This is a genomic window from Paeniglutamicibacter sp. ORCA_105 (assembly GCF_045798545.1).
GTDB classification, from domain to species: Bacteria; Actinomycetota; Actinomycetes; order Actinomycetales; family Micrococcaceae; genus Paeniglutamicibacter; species Paeniglutamicibacter sulfureus.
This window is the reverse complement of sequence record NZ_JBIXLM010000023.1, coordinates 33,156-57,333: the sequence shown is the minus strand read 5'-3', so window position 1 is coordinate 57,333 and position 24,178 is coordinate 33,156. Positions and strand designations below refer to the sequence as shown.

Annotated in this window: 18 protein-coding genes and 1 pseudogene; 8 read left to right on the top strand and 11 right to left on the bottom strand. The window is 64.1% G+C overall.

The window, feature by feature from the left end; translation table 11 throughout:
• Positions 1-127: 127 nt before the first annotated feature.
• From ACIPUB_RS12565 to ACIPUB_RS12525, 9 genes and pseudogenes are all read right to left on the bottom strand, one after another.
• The gene (locus tag ACIPUB_RS12565; protein ID WP_407607698.1) at positions 128-946 is read right to left on the bottom strand and encodes a coenzyme F420-0:L-glutamate ligase; all 819 of its coding nucleotides are present in this window, start codon (positions 944-946) and stop codon (positions 128-130) included.
• A 150-nt stretch (positions 947-1,096) separates the two neighbouring features.
• Positions 1,097-1,681, bottom strand: a pseudogene (gene cofC, locus ACIPUB_RS12560) (2-phospho-L-lactate guanylyltransferase); the annotation flags it as partial.
• Positions 1,682-1,804: 123 nt separating this feature from the next.
• A complete protein-coding gene (gene cofD / locus ACIPUB_RS12555) occupies positions 1,805-2,824 on the bottom strand; it encodes a 2-phospho-L-lactate transferase (protein ID WP_407607681.1) in 1,020 nt (339 codons plus the stop codon).
• A 207-nt stretch (positions 2,825-3,031) separates the two neighbouring features.
• Complete coding sequence (locus ACIPUB_RS12550) at positions 3,032-4,585, bottom strand: flavin-containing monooxygenase (protein WP_407607680.1); 1,554 nt, start codon at positions 4,583-4,585, stop codon at positions 3,032-3,034.
• The gene (locus ACIPUB_RS12545) at positions 4,582-5,316 is read right to left on the bottom strand and encodes an alpha/beta fold hydrolase (RefSeq protein WP_407607679.1); all 735 of its coding nucleotides are present in this window, start codon (positions 5,314-5,316) and stop codon (positions 4,582-4,584) included. The genes ACIPUB_RS12550 and ACIPUB_RS12545 overlap by 4 nt, the downstream gene beginning before the upstream one ends.
• 5 nt (positions 5,317-5,321) lie before the next feature.
• Positions 5,322-7,796 (bottom strand): 7,8-didemethyl-8-hydroxy-5-deazariboflavin synthase CofG, encoded by a 2,475-nt coding sequence (cofG, locus tag ACIPUB_RS12540; RefSeq protein ID WP_407607678.1) that lies wholly within the window; start codon positions 7,794-7,796, stop codon positions 5,322-5,324.
• 229 nt (positions 7,797-8,025) lie between these two features.
• A complete protein-coding gene (locus ACIPUB_RS12535) occupies positions 8,026-9,120 on the bottom strand; it encodes a maleylacetate reductase (protein WP_407607677.1) in 1,095 nt (364 codons plus the stop codon).
• Between the two features lie 135 nt (positions 9,121-9,255).
• Complete coding sequence (locus ACIPUB_RS12530; protein ID WP_407607676.1) at positions 9,256-9,744, bottom strand: MarR family winged helix-turn-helix transcriptional regulator; 489 nt, start codon at positions 9,742-9,744, stop codon at positions 9,256-9,258.
• Between the two features lies 1 nt (position 9,745).
• Positions 9,746-11,374: an MDR family MFS transporter gene (locus ACIPUB_RS12525; protein ID WP_407607697.1), complete on the bottom strand. Its 1,629-nt coding sequence runs from the start codon at positions 11,372-11,374 to the stop codon at positions 9,746-9,748.
• A gap of 638 nt (positions 11,375-12,012) precedes the next feature.
• Here ACIPUB_RS12525 and ACIPUB_RS12520 point away from each other — a divergent pair.
• From ACIPUB_RS12520 to ACIPUB_RS12495, 6 genes are read left to right on the top strand one after another with little or no spacing between them, the layout of a single operon-like run.
• Positions 12,013-12,417 carry a DUF485 domain-containing protein gene (locus tag ACIPUB_RS12520; protein ID WP_407607675.1) on the top strand — a complete coding sequence of 135 codons (405 nt, stop codon included), beginning with the start codon at positions 12,013-12,015 and terminating at the stop codon, positions 12,415-12,417.
• A complete protein-coding gene (locus ACIPUB_RS12515) occupies positions 12,414-14,036 on the top strand; it encodes a cation acetate symporter (protein ID WP_407607674.1) in 1,623 nt (540 codons plus the stop codon). Before ACIPUB_RS12520 ends, ACIPUB_RS12515 begins: the two co-directional genes overlap by 4 nt.
• A 13-nt stretch (positions 14,037-14,049) precedes the next feature.
• Positions 14,050-15,570, top strand: coding sequence for an amidase (locus tag ACIPUB_RS12510; RefSeq protein WP_407607673.1), 1,521 nt, complete (start codon positions 14,050-14,052; stop codon positions 15,568-15,570).
• The gene (locus tag ACIPUB_RS12505) at positions 15,570-16,295 is read left to right on the top strand and encodes a LytR/AlgR family response regulator transcription factor (protein ID WP_407607672.1); all 726 of its coding nucleotides are present in this window, start codon (positions 15,570-15,572) and stop codon (positions 16,293-16,295) included. Before ACIPUB_RS12510 ends, ACIPUB_RS12505 begins: the two co-directional genes overlap by 1 nt.
• Before the next feature lie 9 nt (positions 16,296-16,304).
• Complete coding sequence (locus tag ACIPUB_RS12500) at positions 16,305-17,822, top strand: cation acetate symporter (protein WP_407607671.1); 1,518 nt, start codon at positions 16,305-16,307, stop codon at positions 17,820-17,822.
• Positions 17,813-19,021, top strand: coding sequence for a sensor histidine kinase (locus ACIPUB_RS12495; RefSeq protein WP_407607670.1), 1,209 nt, complete (start codon positions 17,813-17,815; stop codon positions 19,019-19,021). The genes ACIPUB_RS12500 and ACIPUB_RS12495 overlap by 10 nt, the downstream gene beginning before the upstream one ends.
• 265 nt (positions 19,022-19,286) lie before the next feature.
• Here ACIPUB_RS12495 and ACIPUB_RS12490 read toward each other — a convergent pair whose 3' ends face one another.
• Both ACIPUB_RS12490 and ACIPUB_RS12485 read right to left on the bottom strand, forming a co-directional pair.
• Entirely contained in the window at positions 19,287-20,825 is a 1,539-nt protein-coding gene (locus ACIPUB_RS12490; RefSeq protein WP_407607669.1) for an MFS transporter, read from the bottom strand.
• A gap of 3 nt (positions 20,826-20,828) precedes the next feature.
• Positions 20,829-22,073 carry an amidohydrolase gene (locus ACIPUB_RS12485; RefSeq protein ID WP_407607668.1) on the bottom strand — a complete coding sequence of 415 codons (1,245 nt, stop codon included), beginning with the start codon at positions 22,071-22,073 and terminating at the stop codon, positions 20,829-20,831.
• A gap of 434 nt (positions 22,074-22,507) precedes the next feature.
• Between ACIPUB_RS12485 and ACIPUB_RS12480 the strand changes: the two genes are divergently transcribed.
• Together ACIPUB_RS12480 and ACIPUB_RS12475 are read left to right on the top strand one after the other, a co-directional pair.
• A complete protein-coding gene (locus ACIPUB_RS12480) occupies positions 22,508-23,215 on the top strand; it encodes a FadR/GntR family transcriptional regulator (protein ID WP_407607667.1) in 708 nt (235 codons plus the stop codon).
• The gene (locus tag ACIPUB_RS12475) at positions 23,212-24,177 is read left to right on the top strand and encodes an asparaginase (protein ID WP_407607666.1); all 966 of its coding nucleotides are present in this window, start codon (positions 23,212-23,214) and stop codon (positions 24,175-24,177) included. Before ACIPUB_RS12480 ends, ACIPUB_RS12475 begins: the two co-directional genes overlap by 4 nt.
• Position 24,178: the final 1 nt, after the last annotated feature.

Here is a 24,178-nt window from a genome sequence, read left to right as displayed (position 1 = left end):
CGGATGATTCCGACGGATTGTTAATCCAGAATGCTTGTTTCCATCTTTTGCAGGGCGGAGGCCGCCGTTGCGACCGGCAAACCGTGCGCGTCGGGGCATGAATTCTTGGTGGCCGTCCGGGCCGTGGCTAGTGCGAAATGCCCGATTCGGACGGTTCAAGGAGGCTGGCGGCAGCCTGCCCGTCGGCGAAGCCCTGGGCGTAGGCTTCGTCGCTGCCGAGCCGGAACATGTCCAGTTCGGCCGGGCGCACGAGGGCTCGCGCGGTGGCATGCGGTTCGGAAGCACCGAGGTCGGCCAGGACCAGGTGCCCCAATCCCCGCACCAATGCCACGGGCCGACCACTGGACTTGCCCTTGACCAGATCCGCGGCGCCGGCGATTTCGTCGGCTACCGCGGCGGCTGACGCGGACAGCAGATTGCCATGGGCGTCGTGGGTGCCCCGGTAGTCCTCCAACACACGCAGTCCGGCGGCACCGATGGCTGCATCGGTTTGGCCTTCGCGCCAGGGGCGTCCGAGGGTGTCTGAAAGAACCACGCCCAGGGCCACCCCGAATCGGGCACGCAGCGCAATGCATAGCCGATGGGCAGAGGCATCGGGGTCCTCTGGCAGCAGGAGGATTGTTCCGTCCGGGGTGTTGCTGTTGTCAACGCCGGCCGCGGCCAGAACCAATCCCTGCCGGTTCTCAACGATTCGCGTCAGGCCGCCGGGATGCCTGCGGCTGGCCACGAGCCGAACGGTCTCCGCGGTGATGGCGTCCTCCCGGTTGGCCGCGTTGACATGGCGCCCTTCGGCCTTGGACACGATCTTGCTGGTGACCACCAGGATGTCTCCGTCGCGGATGCCCTCTGGGGCGTCGGCGACGGCGTTGCCGATGGTAAGCGCCAAGTCGTCCCCGGGTTGGATTTCGGATATTCCCGCAAGAGCGGAGATAAGCAGGCTGGACACGGATATCCCTTCGGAATTGGAAGAAGCGAAGCTGCTGGCCGAATCGGCCTGTGCGGAGCGGACCGGCGGTGGAAAAATGCCTTCTGCATCGGCGGCACGGTTACCGGAGACCCAAAGGCCTCCGGCTGTCGCCGCGAGTTCGGTGGACTCCCCGGCGCCGTGCTGCAGTGCCCGAAGCAGGTCCGGGGTGGTGTCGACGTCGTGGCGGATGGTGGAAATGGCGGAAACCGGAAGGAGCGCGTGTCCGGCCAACCGGTGAAGGCGACACGAATCGAGCCCGAAGTGCGGTGACACCCGAACCCCGGGCAGCGCGGAAATCATGGTGCTGCCGGTGCCCTCGCGGTCGGGCACCAGTCCGAGCGGAACCCCGCGGGCCATGTCCAGGGCGGCAGCCAGATCGTCGGGGCGAAGGCACGGCAGATCACCGGTCAAGACCGCAACCGGGCTGTGGGCATTGCGGGTCCGCGCCCATTCGATGCCGGAAGCGACTGCGGCATTCAAGCCGTTTCCGGGGTCTTCGACCACGAAAATCCCGGAAACGCCATGGGCCGCGTCCGGGTCCGAGGAAACCACAACGATGCAGCCCACATCGTCAACGGCGGCCATGGCCGCCAGCGTGTCCTGGAGGAAGGCGAGCGCCAGCCGCCTGCGCAGCCCGGCCTCCAGCCCGCCCAATTCCTCGCTGGCATTTCCGAGCCTGCTCTTTGCGGCCGTCCCGCCCTTGAACGGGACCACCAGGGTCCAAGGCTGCACGGGCAGTGCACGCGTGGTTCGAAACTGCACGGGATATTCCTTTCCGCTGGTGTTGCTGATGTTCTGCCGTCACGGCCCGGAAGCCGGATGGCCCGGATCGGGTTCTCAGGAAGGCACGGTGGTTCCGGCCAACTCGATTGCCGCACGGGCCATGGCTGCGGTTGTCGGAACGTCGGTCATCCACAGGGGAACGGCGGCGGCCCGGATACCGGCCCCGGCCAGCCCAGGCACTGCCCATTCGTCGCTGGAATCGACCATCCAGCCGTCCAGCAAGCCGCCCTCGGTCCTGGCGCCGTAATGCAGGGCGACGTCCAGGGCGGTTGACGGTACGCCGATGGTATCCAGGCATTGGTCCGCCATGCCGCGCACCGCTGTTCCGCCGATGATCGGGGAAACGCCCACCACCTGGGCGGAAGTCTGTCTGATCGCCTCTCGCATTCCGGGGACCGAGAGGATGGTTCCGACCGAAACGACGGGATTCGACGGCGGGATGATGATGAGGTCGGCGGAACCAATCGCCTCGATCGCGTCCCGGGAAGCGGTCGCCGTTTCCAGCCCGACCTGCACGAATTCACTGGCCGGCACGGCGGCCCGGTAGCGGACCCACCATTCTTCGAAGTGGACGAGATTCCCGGCTTCGTGCTCGTCCCTGGCTTCGGCGAGGCGAACGTGTGTCTCCACAGGGTCGTCGCTCATGGGTAGAAGCGTTACGCCCGGCTTCCATCGTCGGCACAGGAATTCGGTGGCTTCGGTCAGCGTTGCGCCTTCGCGCAGTAGATCGGTGCGGACGATGTGCGTGCCCAGATCCAGGTCTCCGAGGGTGAACCAGCTCCAGCCGCGCCCGTAGGCCGCTATTTCGCCGGAAGTCCTGCGGCTTTCGGAGGTGCGTCCCCACCCCTGGTCCTCGGCGATGCCCCCGCCCAACGTGTACATCAGGGTGTCCAGGTCGGGGCATACGCGAAGTCCGTTGAGCCACATGTCGTCGCCGGTGTTTGCCACGACGGTCACTTCGACCCCCGGGCCGTCCTGTCCGCTGGCGGAATGGGTTTCGGAAAGATGCGAAAGAAGGCCCCGCACAAATCGCGCGCCGCCAACACCTCCGGCCAACACCGTGATCCTCTTCATGCCGCACGTTCCTTTCTGTTTCGTGTCATTCTTCGCTGTTTCGGTGGAGCTGGATCCCCCGGGGCGACCGTGGCGAAATCTTCTGAAGGATATTTATTAATATATTTCATTATCATAGTTTTGCCTAGGGGGAGTGGATGCTGCCGTTGGTGGGAACAGGCGGTGGAGCGGGCATGGATCATGGATCTTTCCTGCAAATCGTTGGGGTCATGGCTGCGCCGCCACCGATGGGCCCTCGCTCGTCCTGGTGCCGGGGACCGTTGGCTCCGAGGCGGGTTGCGCATCGGGGCCGGACCTGGAGAAGTCGTATGGGTTGAAGATTCCGTTGCGTCTGCGGAAATCTGCCGCGGGGCCGGGCCAGATCAGGCTGAGTCGCCGGGTTTTTTCATCCAGATACCAGCTGTTGCAGCCGCCTCGGATCCAGACGGTGTCTTTGCTCAGGTCCTGGATTTGCAAATCGTATGTTTCGGCGAGCTCCGGCAACACGTCCAGCGGACGTCGATCGGTGCGCGACCAGTGCTCCAGGGCTCCGAGAATGTATTTGACCTGCGTTTCGATCATGACAACGGCGGAATTGTGCCCGAGGCTGGCATGGGGCCCGTTGACCACGAACATGTTCGGGAATCCCGGAACCACGGTGGAGGCAAAGGCATGCATTCCCCGGGCCCATTGCTCGGACAAGAGCACGCCGCCCACCCCGCGCACCCGGGTGGCATACGGCTGGCGAGTGGATTGGAACCCCGTCGCATAGATGACCGCATCAGCATCGACGCGCGTGCCGTCCGCCGCCACCAGCGCATGGGCCTCGACCCGTTCAAGCGCCGCGGAGACCAGGGTGACGTTTGGATCCTGCATGGCGGGGTAATAGGTATCGGAGAGCAGCACCCGCTTGCAGCCCAGTTCATAAGCCGGGGTCAAGCGGGCCAGCAGGTCCGGATCGTGCACCTGGTTGGACAAATGGCCCAATGCCCTGACCCGCGCCGCCTTGAGCGCTTCGGGGATCAGCGCCCGCGCCGCAAAACCCTCCTCCTGTCTCCAGAACAGGCGTGCGCGCAGCTGTTCCATGGTCTGCGGGAGGCGGTCGAACATGCGTTGTTCGGCGGTGCCATACGCATGGTCGTTGCGGGGCACGATGTAGGGCGCGGTGCGCTGAAGGACGCTCACCCGACGGGCGGTTTCGGCCAAATGGGGGACCAGCTGCACGGCGGATGCGCCGGAGCCGACGACGGCAATGTGCCGTCCGCGGGGGTCGAAGGATTGGTCCCATCGGGCGGAGTGGAAGGACGGGCCCTGGAACAGCTGCACCCCCGGAACCTCCGGGAACCGCGGTTCGCTCAGCCGCCCGCAGGCAACGACCAGCATCCTGGCCCGCTGGACACGGTTTTGCGCGGTGATCTCCCAGAGCCGGTCGGCCTCGTTCCAGTGCATCGACTCGACGTCGACGCCCAGCCGGAGGTGTGCGCCCAGCCCCTCGTCGCGAACCGCGTCGTGCAGGTACTGCTGGATCTCGGCGCCATGGGCGTAGAACCTGCTCCACGAAGGGTTGGGGCGAAAAGAGTAGGAGTACAAGTGGGAAGGGACATCGCAGGCGACGCCGGGATATACATTGTCGTGCCACGTCCCGCCGACCTGGTCCCGGCGTTCGAAGATCGTGAAATCCCGATACCCGGCTCGTCGGAGCTGGATGCCCAGTCCGATCCCGGCAAATCCCGCTCCAATAATGGCCAAGGCCTGCGGAGGATCGACAGGTGCCGAGCTCATGCCGGCTCCGGGGCAAGGACGCTCCCGGGAGGGAACTCCGTTGGAAAGTCCATGAATCGTTCCAGATGATCCAGCAATTCAAACGGCCTTTCGCTCAGCACGGCGTGGCCCGCATCGATTTCGACGTACCGGGCGTTCTCAATGCCACCGAACAACAATCGGCTTTGCGCCAGGGTGGCAAACTCATCCCGGGTGCACCCCACAACGAGCGTGGGGATTTCGACTTGTTCCAGCAGTCCGGCCAGGTCCACGGTGCCGCATCGGCCAAGCGCAGAGGCAATCAGGGGGATGTTCGCGGTTTGGCTAGGTGCGTCCCAGTTTTCAGCGTGTTTCATGACCAGCTCCACGCTTCGTACGCCCCACCGGGCACTCCCGGCTCCCTCCTGTTCGGTCATGTGCCAGAGAGATGCCAGTTCAAGCATTTTCGCGGGCGGCCTGATCCACCCGGCAACCAGCGCCAGGCAGCGGCCTGCCCCGGGGTTTCGGGCAACGAACATCAGCGCAGCACAACTGCCCAGTCCGTAACCGAGAATGGCCGGACGAACCCCCCTGGTTGCCAGGGAACGGACGGCTTCGTGGATGCGGCCGACCATTTCCTCCAGGTCCGGGGACGATGCGGTGAGATCAACGTGGATGGTTTCGTGCGTGCGCGCCAGCATCGAGGCAATCACTGGGGACGTTGTAGAGAAGTAATCTTCCCCGAATCCCACGGAGACGATGGGGTGGTCCACGCCGATCAACCCCGCCTGACGGCGGGCCCGGTGCCGTCAACCGTTCCGTAGCTTGTGGTGCGCCGGCGGACGGGCCGGAGCAACCGACGTTCCATCGCGCGGATGGTGTCCCAGGTCAGTTCGCGCCCGTGTTCAGCTCCGGCCCAAGGGACGACGCGGCCATCGAGCAGGGTTCCGCCCAGGTCGTTGGCCCCGCAGCGCAGCATTTCCACGACGGTATCGGTATCCAGACGGGTCCAGGGTGCCTGGATGTGCTTGATGGAGCCATGGGTGATGAGCCTGGATACGGCAAACACCGCCCGGTGTTCATCCAGCCGGGAGCGCCCGGAGACCAGGGACTGCTCCGACCCCTGGGCCTCCATGAGCACCAGCTCGTTGAAACCGCCGGTCTGTTCCTGGATTCCAACCAGGGCATTGAGGTGGGCGACGCGTTGTCCGGCGGTTTCACCCAACCCGTACACCATGACGGAGGTCGACTTGAATCCGGTGCGGTGGGCCGCCGACATCGTTGACACCCACTCGGGGGTGGCGAGATCCTCGGGTGCGACCCGCGAGCGATGCTCTTCGTCAAGCAGCTTCACTCCCGTGCCCGGGACGGTATCCACGCCTGCATCCTTCAGCCGAAGCAGGTAGTCCTCGACCGCAAGGCCAAGTCGGCGCGCTCCGTCCACGACGTCGGCGGGGCGGTAGGCGTGGATGTGCATGCCTGGCGCCGCCTCCCGGATCGACCGTATTGCATCGAGGTACAGCGTTGCGGGTTGGTCTGCCGGAATGGTGCCCTGGAGACAGAGTTCCGTTGCCCCCAGGCTCGCCGCGTCACGTACGGCATCCTGCACGTCGCCGAGGGTAATGCTCCCGGGGCGTGCGGTCGCGGCCAGGAGGGCCGAGGAAAGGTTCCGATTGACCACAACGCTGATGCTCTCGCCGACCGTATACCGGCGGAGGTTGTCGGCCAGCGCCGCTAAACAGTCGAGGTCATCCCCTTGCGCGGCCATCAGCAGTGCGTAGTCATCCTCGCTGAGCGCCGCGGGGGCCACCTCGGCCCGGTGCAGCGCCGCCTGGACGCTTGTGCCGGGTGCCGTGGGGATGCCCAGCATCGTGCGGCCACCAGTGTTGCGGGCACCGGGTGCGCTCGAGCCCCGGTCCACCTCCGGGCGGGGTTTCTGCGCCGCGGGGGGACGCTGTTCGGTGGCCAGGCCGCTAGGTGTGTCCACGAGCGGTGCGATCGATCCCAGCAGGCGTGGATCGATCCATGTGGAGGCCTCGTGGATGTAGTCGGGATACACCGTCAACCGCTCACGGAGTGCGTATCCGGCGGCCACGGTCTTTTCTTCGAGGTTTGCGATCGAGGGCCAAGGGCGTTCGGGGTTCACATGGTCCGCTGTCAGCGGGCTGATGCCGCCCCAATCATCGATACCCGCCCGGACCAGGAGCGCGTGGGAAGCGTCGTCGGCTAGGTTTGGTGGAACCTGGATGCGTACATCGGATCCCAGCACGAGGCGCGCGGTGGCCACTGCTGCGAGGTATTCGACGAAGCCCAGGTCCGGTGCGCCGTGCATGGCCGTGGCCGGCTTGGCCCGGAAATTCTGGACAATGACTTCTTGGATATGGCCATGCTTGAGGTGGGAATCGCGGATGGCCAGCAGCGATTCTGCCCGGTCGCGATCGGTTTCTCCGATGCCCACCAGGATCCCGGTGGTCAGCGGGACCCTGGCGACCCCGGCATCCTCGAGGACCTGCAACCTGACGCTGGGTTCCTTGTCGGGGGATCCATAGTGCGCCCTGCCCTTGACCGCCCACAGCTCATGGGACGTGGTCTCCAGCATCATTCCCATGGAGGGAGCCACGGGCCGCAGCCATGCGAGCTCGGCTGCCGTCATGACGCCCGGGTTTAGGTGCGGAAGCAGCCCCGTTTCCTGCCGGACGAGTTCTGCCATGTCCCGGACGTAGTGCAAGGTTGATTCGTATCCGCGGGAATCGAGCCATTCACGTGCTTCGGGCCAGCGATCCTCGGGGCGGTCGCCCAAGGTGAACAGGGCCTCCTTGCATCCCATCGCAGCCCCTTGGGCAGCGATGGCCACGATCTGGTCCGCCGACATGTATAGCGGTTTTGCCTGCTTCTTGAGCTGTCCGGGAGACTGCACAAAAGTGCAGTAGTGGCACCTGTCTCGGCAGAGGTTGGTGATGGGCAGAAACACCTTTTTTGAGAAGGTGAGGGTCTTGGGACGGCCCGCGCGTTCCAGACCGTCGTCGCGCATCCGTGAAGCGAGCAGCAACATGGCTTCCAGGGAATCTCCGCGCGCCAGCAGCAACGATTCGATCTCGACGGCAGTGAGACGGGCACCCAAGCCCTGGGTTGCGGAGCCCGAGTATTCCCGATCGACCGCATCAAGCAGTTCGGCGTTCCGCGCTTCAACGTCCAGATCATAGCCAACGCCGACAGGCAACGTTTGGGGCAGCGAATATGCATTCGGGGTCATGAAATCGCCTCACAATCGATCGGAGGGTGAGCCGTGACACACCCTGATTCTGTTCAGGCTATCCCGGGTTGTGAGGGAAGTGGAAAATGGCGTCTGGAGTGAGACGCGCGTGGCGCGCGCCACTAACTAGCGCCGCGGTTGTACCGGGCGCCACGACGGGCAACGCCGGGAGTTCGAAGGTATGGAGGCGCACGGTTCGGCCGTGGCGTTCAGCAGGCCTACGCCCGCATCATGACTCCGAGGGTGGAAGCCCGATCGATACGGCCGACATGGGGGTGCCCTGGTGGGCGGCGGTGAGCAGCTCCGTCAGGTTTTCCGCGGTGACGGTCCGCGGGTTGTTGGCAGGAACCTGCGGCAGGATGAGTGACACCGCCTCCGGGATGTCCGCCGCGTCGAATCCGTAATCCTTCAGCGCCCGCGGTGCGTCTAGCCGTTCGCGCAGCGCGTTGAGCCCGCTGATGGCGGTGGGGTTGCCGAATGCCGCGGCAATGCGGGACTCTGCCTCGGGCGCGTGCGGCGCATTGAACGCCAACACGTAGGGCAGCACGGTGGCGTGGGTCTGGGCGTGTGGCATGTTCCAGGTCCCGCCCAGCACGTGGCAGATCTTGTGGTGCAGGCCCGAACCCGCCGAGGCGAAGGCTACCGCCGACAGGTAGGCGCCGTAGAGTGCCTGCTCGCGGCCGTCGATCCCCGACGGATCCGCGGCGATGTCCGGCAGGCCGGTGGCCAGGGCGCGGATACCCTCGGCGGCGAGTGCCGCATTGATCGGATCGGCACGCGGCCCCCACAGCGAATCGATACAGTGCGCCATGGCGTTCAGCCCCGAGGCGACCGAGAGCCCCGCGGGCAGCGAGAGACTGAACTGTGCATCGTAGATGACGGTGGCAGGGAGCACGCGGGCGTCGACACCGGTCTTCTTGCGGCCGTCCTCGGTCAGGCCCCAGACGTTGGTTGCCTCGGATCCCGCATAGGTGGTGGGGATGGCGATGACGGGCAATCCGGTGTCCAAGGCGATGGCCTTGGCCAGGCCGACTGCGGACCCGCCCCCGAGGCACACGAGCAGGTCGACGCGGTGCTCCCGGGCGGCGGCGCGGGCCCTTTCGGCGCTTTCGATCGGCACGTGCTGGACGATGTCGGAGTAGTGCAGTGCCACCGGGAGTCGGGCGGAAAGACCGGCAGCAGCGTCGGCGTCGCGCCGCCCGGCGATCATCATGACCCGCGAGGAGCCAAATGCAGCCACCTCCGCGGCCAGGTGTTCGGCGGCCTTGCCGGTGCCGAAGAGCACGCGCTGGGGCAGGGTGTCGTGGCTGAAGAGCAATCCCATGGGGGTATTCCTTGGTTCGGGATCCCGTAAGGGGGACCGGTGGCGCTGACTGAAACGCTACCCGATACGCACGTGGTCCCTGGCCCCGGAAGATCTTCATTCCGGGACCAGGGACCACGTGGATGGGGGATGGGGCTAAATGCCCGAGTCGTTCAGCTTGGCCAGCAGGTCGGTGAAGCGGCGGACCTCGCCGGGTTCCCACTCCGCGAGCCGGTCGTGGAGCACGCGGCGGGCATTGGCCAGCGTTGCATCGAAGCGGGCCCGGGCCTCGGTGGTCATGGCCACCAGCAGGGCGCGGCCGTCGTTCGGGTCGATGCTCCGCTCCACCAGGCCCAAGGCCTCGAGCTGCTTGATCGTCCGGCTCATCATGGCCTTGTCCACCTCCGTCTCCTCGGCCAGGGCCCCCTGCTGCCGGGGGCCCGAGCGGGAGAGGATCGTGAGGACCTTGAATCCCAGCGGGTGCAGCTCCGGGTGGATGGCCTCTGCCCTGGAGCGGATGCTGTGGCGGGCGTTGACGAACATCGTCGCGAATTGGTGCTCGACCCCGTCGATCAGTGAGGACATGACGGGGTCATCGGCCGGTGCGGATGCCGCGACGGCGAGGGGATCGACCAGGGCGTCCATGTCAGTGGCGGGCCGAGGTGTCTTCGTCCGCGGGTCGCGGGGTCGCCGCGATGGCGGCCTCGCTGACCTCGGCCAGGTTCCGCTCCGCGGCCTCCGCTTCCTCGCGCTGATGTCGGGTCTGGCTGCCCAGCTCCAGGTTGGGCATGAAGGCCACCGCGAGGATGGTCAGGATGCTCAGCGGGGCCGCCACCATGAAGACGTGGGCAACGGCGTCGCCGTAGGAGGACTCGATGATGGTGCGCACCGACTCGGGCAGGGAGTGGACGGCGGGGATGTTTCCGGAGGCCAGCGATTCTGCCAGGTCCTTGCCCTTCTCACCCAGGGCAGCGATCGCGGCGCCCAGTTCGGCGCTCTTGGAGCCCATCAGGTCAGCGACCTTGGTGGCCATCAGGGCGCCGAGGACCGAGACGCCGATGGTTCCGCCCAGGGAGCGGAAGAACGCGATGCCGGAGGACGCCACGCCGATCTCGGCCGGGGTGACGGCGTTCTGGACGATCAGTACCAGGTTCTGCATGACCATGCCCAGGCCCGCGCCGAGGATGAACATGTACACGGAGACCAGCACGAAGTTGGTGTCGTAGTGGATCGTGCCCAGCAGGTAGAGCCCTGCCAGCTGCAGGACCGAGCCGATGACCATGATGGCCTTCCACTTGCCGTGCTTGGAGATCATCGCCCCGGCGATGGTGGAGATGATGAGCAGCCCGGCCATCATCGGGATGGTCATCAACCCGGATTGGGTGGCGTTGGCGCCGCGGGCCAGCTGCATGTACTGGGCCAGGAACACCGAGGTCCCGAACATCGACACGCCCACGGAAATCGAGGCGATGACCGAGAGGGTGAAGGTGCGGTTTTTGAACATGCTCAGCGGGATGATCGGCTCGGAGGCCTTGAACTCCACGATCACGAAGGCGGCCAGGGCGGCAACGGCGCCGCCGACCATCCATGCGGTGGTCGCCGAGGCCCACTCGAAGTCCTTGCCGGCCAGGGAGACCCAGATCAGCAGCGACGAGACGCCGACGGAAAGCAGCACGATGCCCGCGTAGTCGATGGAGACCTTGCGTTTGGCCTGGAGAGGGAGGTGGAGGGTCTTCTGGATCAGGATGATCGCGATGGCAGCGAAGGGCAGGGCGATGAAGAAGTTCCAGCGCCAGTTGATGGCGTCGGTGATGAAGCCGCCGATCAGCGGGCCGCCCACGGTGCCCAGCGCCATGACGGCGCCAAAGAGCCCCATGTACTTGCCGCGCTCGCGCGGGGAGATGATGTCGGCCATGACGATCTGGGTCAGCGCAGTCAGGCCGCCGGCGCCCAGACCCTGGAACACGCGCATGGTGATGAGCATGTTGGTGTCCTGCGAGAAGCCGGCGATGGCCGAGGCGATCACGAAGACCAGCAGGGAGAGCTGCAGCAGCAGCTTGCGGTTGGCCAGGTCGGCCAGCTTGCCCCAGATCGGGGTGGAGATGGTGGTGGCCAGCAGGGTCGCGGTGACCACCCAGGTGTAGGAGGTCTGGTCGCCGGCCAGGTCGGAGACGATGACCGGAAGCGAGGTGGAGACCACGGTTCCGGCGAGGATCGAGACGAACATGCCCATGAGCAGGCCGGTCAGTGATTGCATCACCTGGCGGTGGGTCATGCCCGATTCGGACTTTTCCGGTTCCGCCTTCGTGGGGGTGGGTGTCTGGGACAAAAGAGGGCTCCAAAAACGGCAGGAATATGGTTGATTGAGATCAACTATATGGAATTGGTTGCTAAAGCGCAACCAATTTGCCTGTGATGTGGAGCTCCCCTCCCGAAGCGCCCGGCGGACCTATCGTGCCTCGGGCCGTTGCGGCGGGGCCGCTCCCGGGCTAAGTTGCACTGGCCGCATGGGTCGTAGGCGGCCAAAGGGCGATGGCGCTCGCTGCGGTAGGGCGGAGGGTTGCCCGGGCGGACCGCTTGGCCCCCTCAATGCCGTGGACCACTCGAGGTTCGCCACTTGAATGCATCCGCTGCAATGCGCAGCGGTGTGGGCGGGAACGAGGCGCGCTACCGGCCGTCTGGTTCACCTCAGGCGCGGGAAGTTGGGGGCGGCCACTTGCTGACGCGAGCCGCTCATCCGCTCGTCGAGGCTATTGCCCCTCTCGTCGCAAAGCATCTGCCGGAAGGCAATGCGGGCCCTCTGCGGCTATTCCATTCGATCCCACCGGCGGCAAAAGTGGTTCTAATCACAGTGAATGGCTTGAATGTTTCTGGACCTTCGAATGCCATCACCCGGAACAGAAGGATGGTTTCATGTCAAGGCATACAGAACATGCGGAGGTCACGGGGCCGGGTGCCCCCGACTTCCTTGCCATGCAAAACTCGCCCGAGTTTCAGCTTCTGAAGCGAAAGCAGCGACGCTTCGTCTTCCCCGTGGCCATCGGATTCCTAGCCTGGTACGGCCTTTACATGTACCTTGCCGCCTACGCGCACGATTTCATGTCGATCCGAGTCTTCGGGAACATCACCACTGGATTGGTGTTCGGTCTCCTCCAGTTCGTCACCACGTTCATCATCACGCTCGTTTACGTTTCCTACGCCAACCGCGTCCTCGACCCTGCCGCCGAAAAGCTCAGGAACGCACTGGAGCTGCAGACTGACGGCGCCGCAGCAGAAGTTGCGGGAACGATCACACAGATTTCAGGAGAAAAGCCATGAACGTCGTACATCTGAATGCATCGGCTTCCACGGCGAACGCCGACCCGATTCTGAACCTGAGCATCTTTGGGGTCTTTGTTCTTGCCACCATGTTCATCGTGATCAGGGCATCTAAGAACAACAAAACCGCTGCAGACTACTACGCCGGAGGGCGGTCCTTCACCGGCGGCCAGAACGGGCTCGCCATTACGGGAGACTACCTGGGTGCCGCTTCACTGATGGGAGTGGTGGGAGCCATCGCCGTCTACGGCTATGACGGCTTCCTTTACTCCGTGGGCTTCCTCGTTGCCTGGCTTGTCGCCTTGCTGCTGGTGGCCGAGATGCTGAGAAATACCGGAAAGTTCACCATGGCGGATGTGCTTTCCTTCCGGTTGCGGCAGCGCCCCGTACGTCTCGCGGCAGCCATCGGAACACTGGCCGTCTGCTTTTTCTATCTGCTCGCGCAGATGGCCGGAGCCGGGGCGCTGGTCTCACTGCTGCTCGGCATCAAGGACGATCTCGGACAGGGCATTGTCATTACCGTCGTTGGTGCGCTGATGATCATGTATGTCCTGATCGGCGGCATGAAGGGAACCACTTGGGTGCAGATCATCAAGGCTGCACTGCTGATTGGTGGGACCGGGGTCATGACAGTCTGGGTGCTGGGAATCTATGGTTTCAACTTCTCCGAACTTCTGGGTTCCGCGGTCACCATGGCCGGAGAAAACGGGGTTTCATTGCTCGAGCCCGGCAACAAGTACGGCGCCAGTGATGCAAGCAGGCTCGACTTCGTGTCGCTGGCCATCGCGCTGGTCCTGGGGACCGCTGCCCTCCCGCACGTCCTGATGCGTTTCTACACCGTCCCAACGGCCAAGGAGGCCCGCAAGTCGGTGGTGTGGTCCATCTTCATGATTGGCCTCTTTTATGTCTTCGCTCTGGTTCTTGGCTATGGCGCCGCCGCGCTCATCGGGCCCGAACAGATCCTCGCGGCCCCCGGAGGGGTCAATTCGGCAGCTACCCTTCTCGCTTTTGAACTCGGCGGGCCCCTGCTCCTCGGATTCATCTCCGCCGTGGCCTTCGCCACCCTGCTCGCTGTGGTTGCCGGGCTCACCATCACTGCAGCAGCGTCGTTTGCACATGACATCTACGCCAGTGTCATCCGCAAGGGAAAGGTCGATTCAGGCAGCGAGGTCAAGGTTGCCAGGAGAACCGTGGTGGTCATTGGCATACTGGCAATTGTTGGCGGAATTGGCGCGAAAGACCAAAACGTCGCATTCCTCATCGCCTTGGCCTTCGCGGTGGCGGCAAGCGCCAATTTGCCCACCATTCTCTACTCCCTGTTCTGGAAGCGGTTTACGACCAAGGGCGCAGTGCTGAGCATGTATGGAGGACTCGCAAGTTCGATCCTGCTGATCGTACTCTCGCCCGTATTTTCCGGGACGGACACGTCGCTCATACGAGGCGTGGATTTCGCGATATTCCCGCTGAGCAATCCCGGGATCATTTCCATCCCCCTGGCGTTCTTCCTCGGATGGATCGGGTCTGTCACTGATAAGACCCGCGAAGATCCCTACAAGGCAGCCGAAATGGAAGTGCGCTCCTTGACTGGCGCGGGAGCCGAAAAAGCACTGGACCACTAGAAAGGATTAAGCAATGTACAACATATCCCCAGAGTTGGACGAGCTCAGTGCCGTGCAGTTGGCATCACTGGTGAAGAGCAAGGAAATTTCCCCACGGGAAACCGTCGAATCCGCGATCCAACGGGTCCAGGAAAGCGACCCCCAGATCAACGCCGTCGTCTTCGAGGGGTTCCAGGACGCCAGGACGCGGGCCCGAGCACTTGAAGAGCGGATCGTTGCGGGAGAAGAAATCGGGGAGTTGGCGGGCGTCCCCACCCTCACGAAAGACACCTTCAGTGCGAAGGAAGGGTGGCCGACCTCGAGCGGTCTGAGCGTGTTGCGGGATTGGCGTGCCAAGAGATCCACGAACTACCCCCGACGGTTCGAAGAGGCTGACGGCATCCTCATCGGCACCACCAATAGTGCGGTCTTCGGTTTTCGAGGAACCACCGACAGCAAGGCCTTCGGGCCCACTCGCAACCCGTTCGATCACCGATTCAATGCCGGAGGATCCTCCGGCGGCAGTGCCGCTGCCGTTGCGGCCGGGATGGTGCCCGTGGCCGGTGCCACGGACGTGGGAGGGTCCATCCGTATCCCGTCCGCGTGGTGTGGCACCTACGGCTTTCAGCCTTCGCCCGGGCGTGCGCCGTTCCCGTCAAGTCCGAACAGCTTTGGTCCAAGCATGTACTTCTTCGAGGGACCGATAACTCGGTCGGTCGCAGATTCCGCATTGGTCATGGACGTTCTGCAGGGCTTTGACCGAAAGGACCCCTCGGCCTTGACGGGAAAGGTGGATTTCACCGGTGCCCTGAGCGCAGGCGTGAGGGGAAAACGCATCGGATTCACCATGGACTACGGGGTCTTTCCGGTGGAGCGAGAGGTTGCAGATGTCGTTGCCCGGGCGGTCAGGATCTTCGAGGGTCTCGGCGCGACGGTGGATCATGTTGACCTTGGCCTCCCGTATGCCCAAAGCCACTTGAGTGACGTGTGGAGTCGCATTACGGCGCTGGGCACCATGGCTGCCCTGGACGGGCTGAAGGCTGCTGGAAGAGATGTCGAGCAACTGTGCCCGGAGGAATTGCCCGAAAAAATGATGCATTGGGTCGAAGTGGCCAGATCCATGTCCACCAGGCAGCTGATCGACGATCAAACCGTCCGCTCGGTGGTGTTTGAGAAGTTTGCGGACGCCTTCGAGAAGTATGACTTCATCATCTCCCCGACCCTTGCCTGCATGCCGGTGGAAAACAGTGACGACGGCTTCACGGAGGGCCCGTCGCTGATCAACGGGGAGGCCATTGACCCACTCATTGGATGGTGCATGACCTACTTGACGAACTACGTCGGGCACCCCAGCGCTTCGGTCCCGGTCGGCATGACCGGCGGCTTCCCCGTGGGTATGCAGATCATGGGCCGCCGAAACGCCGACGTGGACGTCATGGCTGCGAGCGCGGCCTTCGAAACGGCCTCACCTTGGCACTGGATGTATGACATTCTCCGTGCATCGTCGGATTCCATAGCTGCCGGATCGATTCCGCTTCAACCTAGAATGGAATAATGGTCAGACGACTCAATGTTCTCGTCACGGACGATGAACTTCCAGCCCTCGAGGGCCTAGTTCGCATGCTGGAGGGAGATCCGAGGATCGCGCAGATCTACTCGGCCTCCAGTGGGGTAGAGGCCATACGCGCCTTGGAACAGCATGCGGTTGACGCAGTATTCCTGGATATCCACATGCCATCGCTGTCCGGCATCGACATTGCCAGGATGATCAACCGTTTTGCCAACCCACCAGCCGTTGTCTTTGTGACCGCGGACGAAACGAAGGCCCTCGAGGCGTTTGATCTGAAGGCGTTCGACTACCTGCTGAAACCTGTAGACGATGCCAGGCTCGTGGAGTCCGTCCGCCGGCTTTGTGACGGGCGCGAGGAAGCCGACGAAGCCCAGCCGATGGTGACGGTCGGGCATTTGGGAACCAATCGGGTGATCAAGCGGGAGAACATACTCTATGCCGAAGCCCGCGGTGACTATATCCGGCTCCACACCGAGAACACGTCGTATCTGGTGCGTATTGCCATGACTGAACTCGAACGGCAATGGGGAGAGGATTTCCTTCGGATCCATCGTTCGTATCTCGTGTCCGCCCAGCACATCACCAATGTGAGGCTCGGTGCCACTAAGGGGATCGTCTGGGTGGGTGGCGTTGAATTGCCGGTGAGTCGGCGAAGCCTGCCGCTGGTCCGTGGAATGCTGGAGCGCACACGTTTACGGCGGGGACGATGAGGGATTGCCGTGGGTAACGCAGCCGGGCTGTGGGGCCTGATCTCGATTTTGGTGCTGACCATCCTGATCGGAGCCTATAGCCGGAACGTCTCACGCACCACCAGTGACTTCTACGTGGCCTCCAGGGCCGCCCGACCCTGGTGGAACGCCTCGGCGATCGGCGGCGAGTACCTGGCCTCCGCGAGCTACCTCGGGGTTGCAGGTCTGATAGCGGTGGCTGGACAGGACGCGTTGCTCATCCCATTGGGGTACACCGCGGGATTCCTGCTGTTGCTGATGTTTGTGGCAGCACCCTTGCGCCGCTCCAACGCGTATACGCTTCCAGATTTTGCCCAGTCCCGGTTCGGATCAATGGGACTAAGGCGGATCACCGCCATCGCCTCGATTATGATTTGCGGTACCTACGTAGTGCCGCAGTTGCACGGCGCCGCCCTGACAGTCCAAGTGACGACAGAATTGCCGGGCTGGACAGGATCCGCTGCCGTGGCTGCCGTGGTCTGTTTGACGGTTGTGACAGGGGGAATGCGATCCATAACCTTTGTGCAAGCCATTCAGTTCTGGTTCAAGGTTGCTGCCTTGGCTTTTCCCCTGGCCTTCATGCTCTTTGCCATAATGGGACGCGAAGACGGTTTAGCTGAAGTCGGCACCGCCTTCGAACATCTTCCGGGGGATTCGGGGGAGACCAGCCCGTACCGCACCGCGTCGCTTCTCACTGCCCTGGTCCTCGGAACCATAGGGCTCCCACATGTCCTGGCCCGGTTCTACACGAGTCCTGACGGCAGCTCCGCCAGGAGAACCGGAACAATCGTCTTGTGCCTGGTCGGTGGATTCTATCTACTGCCGATCAGTTACGGGATCCTGGGACGGGCATTTAGGCCGGCCATCGGGCAAAGTGATGCCGACGCCCTGGTGCTAATCTTGCCCGAACGCCTGCTCGAAGGCGTAACGGGTCTCGTCCTCTCAGCAGTGGTCGCCGCGGGGGCCTTCAGTGCATTCCTGGCCACAACCTCCGGACTGATCGTGGCTCTGGCTGCCGTTGTGAGCCAGGAGTTCTTCCACTCCGATGTTGCCGGGTTCCAATGGGCTGCCGTGATCTCCGGTGCAGGCACCCTGACGGTTTCGTTGTTCACATCCTCGGTGTCGCTGGTGGAAACGGTGGCGCTGGTTTTCGCTTTTTCGGCCTCCACGATTTTTCCGATGCTTATCCTTGGAATTTGGTGGCGGCGCCTTACGCCAATGGGAGCAGCCGCAGGGATGATTTGCGGCGGGTTTCTTGTCGTCTCGGCGCTTGTGGCCCATACGATCATCGGAAACACTGCCGTTTTCATGCCTGCGGTGTCAGCGCTGTTGGCGCAGCCTGCGGCGTGGACTGTGCCAACGTCCTTCTTGATCATGATTGCCGTATCCCTCCGAGACGGACCCATGGATCCTGCACGGGTTGAACGATTCCTGCGGCAGATCCACCGACCGGACTTTGAAGCGCTCCCGGCCAATCGCCATCGAAAGCGGGACAACACATGGAACTGAATGATGCGCCAGGGGATCTGGTGCTGGCCATGATCGGCTTTCTGGTGCTTGGCTTGGCCGCAACGGCCGTGTTCTTGTCGGTGAAAAAACGCGGGGGTCGGCCAACATCGAATGACTTTGAACCGGCTACGTTGAGCACGATATCGAGTCTGTTGCCCTACTTCCGCACCGCCTTTGAGCCTGGCAAGGCCGACCGGCTGGCGGTCCGCCTAGTCACTCTTCTACAGGTGGATGCCGTTGCCATCACGGATTTGGGCGGTATCGTGGGATCTCACGGTGTAGCGGCCGACGAGCTCGATTCTGTGCGAGCAATCGCGGAACGACAATTGAAAACGGACCGCAACCAAATGCACCGCCACCGCGAAAAACAAGACAACGGGAGCAGCTGCAGTGACCCTTATTGCCCGCAAAAATCATACGCGGCGATCGGGGTCCGCGTGGAAGGCCGGCTGGTTGGAACCATTTGCGCATGGGGCACTGGCCTGGGTACCGGACAGGCAGGGGCACTGGCTGACACGGGCCGGTTAATTGAGGCTCAACTGGGTCTGCTGGAACTAAAGCAGGCGCGATCGCAGCTCGAAGAGTCGGAGCTGGACTCGCTCCGGGCGCAGATCAGCCCCCACTTTATTTATAACGCGCTCAATGTCATCGCAACCTTCATCCTCACGGATTCAATCCGTGCACGGAAACTGGTGATCGAATTCGCCAACTTCACCAGGTACTCCTTCCGAAAGGCCGGACGCTTCACATCGCTGGCAGACGAGCTCCGGGCAATCGAAAGCTATGTCCTTCTGCAGGAAGCGAGGTATGGCTCCAGACTCAAAGTGACACTCCAGATCAGCCCGGAGTCCCTGTCTGCGAGAATCCCGTACTTGAGTCTTCAGCCGTTGGTGGAAAACGCCATCCGCCATGGCGTTGAGTCAATGGAAGGCGACGGCCATATCCAAATCACGGCGCACGAGAAAGGTGCCCTGACCGTCGTGACCATCGAGGACGATGGCTCGGGTATGGACCCGGACCGGCTAAGGGCCGTCCTTGCCGGTAACTCTGATAGTCACCACGTAGGCCTACTCAACGTGGACACCAGAATGCGGCGGGCCTTCGGCGACGAGTTCCACCTCATCATTGATACTGCACCGGGCGAAGGAACGCTGATCACCTTACGGATTCCAAAGCTTCAGAGGTATTCGGATGACTAGCGGGTACGACTGGACAGTTGGCACCCGGTGACTACCTGCGTATTAGCGGCGAGACAGAAGGGAATCCACTGGCAGCCTGCCACAAGTCCCACCCAATGCTCGATGTGATAGCCCCGCTGCTCGCACTGTACACAGCCAGATTTCTGGTTAGTGGTTGTCACGATCAAGGATCCGTTTGTCCGCCTCCATTCGAAAATAACGGACCCCCAGTTCAAAATGATCTGGGGGTCCGTCTGGTCCTCGGCACTTATTGGGACGTAGTCATCTAGTTGCCGAACGCCGGGGGAGCGACGTCGTGCGGTTCCTTGGGTTCGGCCTCCGGCACCCGGTCCTTGGGCTCGGACGGGACGGTGACGATGATCGCCGCAATCGCGATGACCACCATGAGCACGTTGAACAGCAGGCCGATGGCCCCGCCGAAGCGCAGCGCCACGTTGTCCTGCCGCCCGATGAACAGTCCCCAGGAGGAGATGAGTTCCGGGTTGACCGCCTGGCCCGCGACGTAGAGCGCCGCGGAGATGGCCACACCGATCGCGTTGCCCAGCGAGGATGCCATCTTGTAGATGCCCGAGGCGGCACCCACCTGGGCGTCCGGGACGTTGGAGAGTGCGGCGTCGGTGGACGGGGTGGCGTAGAAGCCCAGCCCCACGCCGAAGAGGGTGAAGCCGATGACGGACAGCACGATGTACTGGTCGATGTACAGGAACGTCATCGAGCACATCAGGATGCCGACGCCGGTGATCATCGAGCCCCACAGCATCGGCTTTTTCGGCCCGAAGCGCTGCAGCAGCTTTTCGCCCACCCGGATCGTGGCCAGGATCGCGACGAGGTAGCCCAGGGTGAGCAAGCCCGACTGCAGGGAGCTCATTCCTGCGGCGATCTGCACCAGTCCCAGGGACACGATCAGCGTGCCTGCCGCACCGTTGAGCAGGAAGTTGGACAGCGTGGCGCCGGTGAAGGTGCCATTGGAGAACAGCTTCAGGTTCACGAAGGCGCCGGCGCGGTGCGTCTCGATGTACAGGAAGACCAGTCCGGAAACCGCGGCCAGGGCGATGAGCCCCAGTCCGCCCAGGCTCAGCCAGCCCAGGGCCGGTCCCTGCGAGATGTAGATGTTGATGGACACCAGCAGCACGATGAAGGCGATTAGCCCGCCCCAGTCAAAGCCCTGCTGCTTGGCGGCCGGATCAGCCTCGGCCTTCGACTCTGGGGTGCCGCGCAGCAGCCACAGCGCCACCACCGACAGGACCACGGAGATCCAGAAGATCGAGCGCCAGCCCAGCGCGCTGGTGGCCATCAGCCCGCCGAAGAGCGAACAGAAACCCGAGCCTCCCCAGGAGCCGATCGACCAGAAGGACAGGGCGCGCTGGCGGTCCTTGCCCTCGTAGAAGGTCTTTACCAATGCCATCGAGGAGGGCATGATGCAGGCGGCGGACAGGCCCTGGATCACGCGTCCGCCGAGCAGCATGGCGCTGGTCAGGGCGCCGAGGTTTTCCGGGGTCAGGGCGATCAGCAGGGAACCGGCGATGGACAACCAGATGCCGGCGTAGAGGATCTTGACCCGGCCGAGCCGGTCGGCCAGGCCGCCGGCCACGACGATGAAGATTCCCGAGAACAGCGAAGTGATGGACACCGCGAGGTTCGCCAGGGTCTCCTCGACGCCGAGCTGGCCGCGGATGCCGGGGATGACATTGAGCAGTGTCTGGGCAAAAAGCCAGAAGTTGATGACGGCCAGGACGATACCCAGCAGCCATTTGTCATTCGGCTTCCAGGTGGTGGCGGCGGGTGCGTTTGCTGTGGTTCCCATGGCCTAGCCTTCCTTGCTTTGTTGGTTCTTGCCCAGGTAGGCAAGGGCTGCGAGAACCTGGGTGCGGGTGGCGGTCTCCAGGGTCGGGTCGATGGCGGGCGCAAAGAAGGGGGAGTGGTTGGCCGGGATGTCGGCCGAGACGGTGCCGTTTGCCACGGCCTTGCGGTAGGTGTCGGCCGGGACGCAGCCAACGGTCCAGTACGTGTACGGGGCGCCGAACGCGTCGGGGATGGTGCTGAAGTCCTCAGAGGCGGTGGCCGGGGTGGCCTGGTAGACCTGTCCGTCGGGGAAGTGATCGGTGAAGGCTGTTGTCACGCGCCCGTTCACCTCCGCGTCGTTCTCGGTCAGCGGGAACTGGTCGTAGTACTCGAACTCGGGTTCCTTGGGCGAGCCGGCGGCGGCGCATTCGCCGCGCACGATCCGCTCGATGGAGGCCATGATGTGCTTGCGCAGCGCGAGGTCGTAGGTGCGGATATTCAGGCGCAGCTCGGCCTTGGCCGGAATGATGTTGGCCGCGGTCCCGGCGTTGGAGGATCCGACGGTCACCACCGCGAACTGCCCGGGCATGGTTTCGCGCGACACGATGGTCTGCAGCCTCAGCACGATCGAGGCGGCCAGCACCACGGGGTCCACCGCGTTGTGCGGCATCGAACCATGGGCGCCGCGGCCGTGGACGGTGATTTTCAGGCTGTCCCCGGCGGAGAGGATCGGCCCGGCGGTCGTTCCGACGAGTCCGGCCTCCACCGGCATGACGTGCTGGGCCAGCGCGACGTCCGGGTGCGGCACCTTGTCCACCAGGCCATCGGCAACCATCGCCTTCGCGCCGGCGGCGGTTTCCTCGGCGGGCTGGAAGAGGGCGACGTGGGTGCCGGACCAGGCCTCGCGGTGGTCGGCCAGCACCTTTGCGGCACCCAGTAGCGTGGCCATGTGCATGTCGTGGCCGCAGGCGTGCATAACGCCGTCCACGGTGGAGGAGTATTCCAGCCCCGTGTCCTCCGTGACCGGTAGTGCGTCGGTGTCGGCTCGGGCCAGGACCACGGGGCCCTCGCCGTTGGCCAGCACCCCGACTACCCCGGTTCCGCCGATGCGCTGTACATCGTAGCCAAGGGCCGCGAGTTCGGTCTCGAGGCGTGCGGCTGTCTGGTGCTCCTGGAGGCCGAGCTCCGGGTTGCGGTGGAAGTGCTTGTAGAGCTCTCGCTGCCATTCAAGCTGGCCGTCCAGGGAGTCAAAAAGTGCGGGGTCAACCACGGGGAACGCCTTTCCGTTCTGGCCGCGCGCAGGCACTGCGGGATGCCGATACCTGGCTGCGAATCCGGATATTCAACGTATCCCCGCAGGTCAGCCCATGTCCATGTCATGACGCGGAATTCATCGGCTGTTCGGTGCCCGGCGGGCAGTCGGTTGCAGGCCGCCGAAGTTGTCCCGGCCCGGAGGCGGTGCCGCTCGATCCTGGAATCGAGGGCGGAGACGCAGGTCGACCAGCCCCGGCACCCTTCGGCCAGGCGCTTCCTTATGCCCGGAAAAACGGGGTTGTGGCTGCAATTGCGAGTGGTGCGGCAATGGAATCCATGGGTTGACCCGGGCGTTTGCGGCAGCGCTGGCGACGTGCGGGAATGGGCCATGTCGGAGGTGCCCGATCGGCGTCTTGACAGCACTTTGTGAGGAGTGACATAGTTCAACACATGAACCTGTCAGACAGCCGGACGGCCGGACCGCAGCCCATAGTCCGGGTGAGTGCTGCCGAGGCCGTATTCACGGCCATCCGCGATGCCATCGAGTCCGGGGAGCTGCCCGTGGGGCACAAGCTGAGCTCCGAATCGGTGCTCGCCGGAAAATTCGCGGTCAGCCGTTCGGTCGTCCGCGAGGCCTTGCGCTCTTGCGCCGCCCTCGGCCTCACCGAGACGCACACCGGCAAGGGAACCTTCGTCATCGCGGGCAAGGCCAGCGACGACCTGGTGCTGGGCAAGTTCTCCGCGCGCAGCCTCATGGAGGCGCGCCCGCACATCGAGATCCCCGCGGCCGAACTGGCCGCCATCCGCGCCACCGCCGACCAGCTCGAGGAGCTGCGCGGCATCATCGAAGCCATGGAGGACGAGGACGACGCCCAGCGGTGGGTAGCCCTCGATGCAAGCTTCCATGCCACGATCGCCGCGGCCAGCGGCAACGGGGTCTTTGAACGGGTCGTGGGCGACATCCGCGAGGCCATGGTCAACCAGTCCGAGACCATCAACCTCATCACCGGCCGTCAGCACCCTTCGCACGCCGAACACCGCGAGATCCTCGCCGCCATCGAGGCGCGCGACGGCGCCGCGGCGGGCAAGGCCATGGCCGGGCACCTGGCCGCGGTCGACGAAGCGCTGACCAAGATCCTCGGAGCAGAAACCGCATGAGCACTTCCACCTTCCCGGCCCACGCCCCGCTGGCCGTGCAAACCCGCGGCGAGCTGGTTGAAAGCGTCCACTACGGTTCTCTCATCGCCCTGGGCGCCGATGGCAGGACCGTGCTCACCCGCGGCGAGCCGATGGCTGCGATGTATCCGCGCTCGGCCCTGAAGCCACTAATGGCAGTTGCCATGGTGCGCGCCGGACTACAGCTCTCCGCCGAGCAGCTGGCACTGGCCTCCGCCAGCCATTCGGGCTCCGTCGATCACCGCGACCTGGCCGCGAAGATCCTCGCCGACGCCGGGCTGGAACCCGGCGCGCTGCGCAACTCCACCGATCTGCCCTATGGAGTGGCCGAACAGCGGGCCTGGCTCCGGGAAGGCAACGGCCCCACCCATTTGGCGCAGAACTGCTCGGGCAAGCACGCCGCGATGCTCGCCACCTGCCTGCTCAACGGCTGGGACACCGAGACCTACCTGAACCATGACCACCCGCTGCCCACCCTCATCCGCGAGGTCGTCGCGGAACTCACCGGCGAGCCAACCACTGTGGCGAGCACCGACGGCTGCGGCACCGAGGTCTTCGCACTCTCCCTGGCTTCCATGGCCCGGGCCTTCGGCAAACTTGTCACCGCACCGGCTGGCACCGCCGAACACGAGGTCGCGGCCGCCATGCGCGCTCACCCCGTGATGGTTGCCGGGCTGGGACGCGACGTCACCGCGCTGATGGAGGCCTTCCCCGGAGTGCTGGCCAAGGACGGGTTCGAGGGCATCCAGCTCATCGCCCTGCCCGATGGCGCCGCAGTGGCGCTGAAGATCTCCGACGGAGGAGACCGGGCGCGGATGCCCGCCGCTGTTCCCGCGCTCCTGGCCCTGGGACTGGATCCGGCCGAGCTGGCCGCATTCGACCACCTCCCCGTGCTCGGCGGCGGAAAGCCCGTCGGCACCCTGGCCGGGCTGCCCTTCCCGTAGC

What these genes read in the sequence shown, in the direction of transcription:
- ACIPUB_RS12515 (WP_407607674.1), top strand. Translation starts at nt 12,414, where the DNA reads ATGAACGTCGTACATCTGAATGCATCGGCTTCCACGGCGAACGCCGAC.
- ACIPUB_RS12510 (WP_407607673.1), top strand. Translation starts at nt 14,050, where the DNA reads ATGTACAACATATCCCCAGAGTTGGACGAGCTCAGTGCCGTGCAGTTG.
- ACIPUB_RS12530 (WP_407607676.1), bottom strand. Translation starts at nt 9,744, where the DNA reads ATGGACGCCCTGGTCGATCCCCTCGCCGTCGCGGCATCCGCACCGGCC.
- ACIPUB_RS12550 (WP_407607680.1), bottom strand. Translation starts at nt 4,585, where the DNA reads ATGAGCTCGGCACCTGTCGATCCTCCGCAGGCCTTGGCCATTATTGGA.
- ACIPUB_RS12495 (WP_407607670.1), top strand. Translation starts at nt 17,813, where the DNA reads ATGGAACTGAATGATGCGCCAGGGGATCTGGTGCTGGCCATGATCGGC.
- ACIPUB_RS12490 (WP_407607669.1), bottom strand. Translation starts at nt 20,825, where the DNA reads ATGGGAACCACAGCAAACGCACCCGCCGCCACCACCTGGAAGCCGAAT.
- ACIPUB_RS12535 (WP_407607677.1), bottom strand. Translation starts at nt 9,120, where the DNA reads ATGGGATTGCTCTTCAGCCACGACACCCTGCCCCAGCGCGTGCTCTTC.
- cofG (WP_407607678.1), bottom strand. Translation starts at nt 7,796, where the DNA reads ATGACCCCGAATGCATATTCGCTGCCCCAAACGTTGCCTGTCGGCGTT.
- ACIPUB_RS12505 (WP_407607672.1), top strand. Translation starts at nt 15,570, where the DNA reads ATGGTCAGACGACTCAATGTTCTCGTCACGGACGATGAACTTCCAGCC.
- ACIPUB_RS12475 (WP_407607666.1), top strand. Translation starts at nt 23,212, where the DNA reads ATGAGCACTTCCACCTTCCCGGCCCACGCCCCGCTGGCCGTGCAAACC.
- cofD (WP_407607681.1), bottom strand. Translation starts at nt 2,824, where the DNA reads ATGAAGAGGATCACGGTGTTGGCCGGAGGTGTTGGCGGCGCGCGATTT.
- ACIPUB_RS12525 (WP_407607697.1), bottom strand. Translation starts at nt 11,374, where the DNA reads ATGACCCACCGCCAGGTGATGCAATCACTGACCGGCCTGCTCATGGGC.
- ACIPUB_RS12480 (WP_407607667.1), top strand. Translation starts at nt 22,508, where the DNA reads ATGAACCTGTCAGACAGCCGGACGGCCGGACCGCAGCCCATAGTCCGG.
- ACIPUB_RS12520 (WP_407607675.1), top strand. Translation starts at nt 12,013, where the DNA reads ATGTCAAGGCATACAGAACATGCGGAGGTCACGGGGCCGGGTGCCCCC.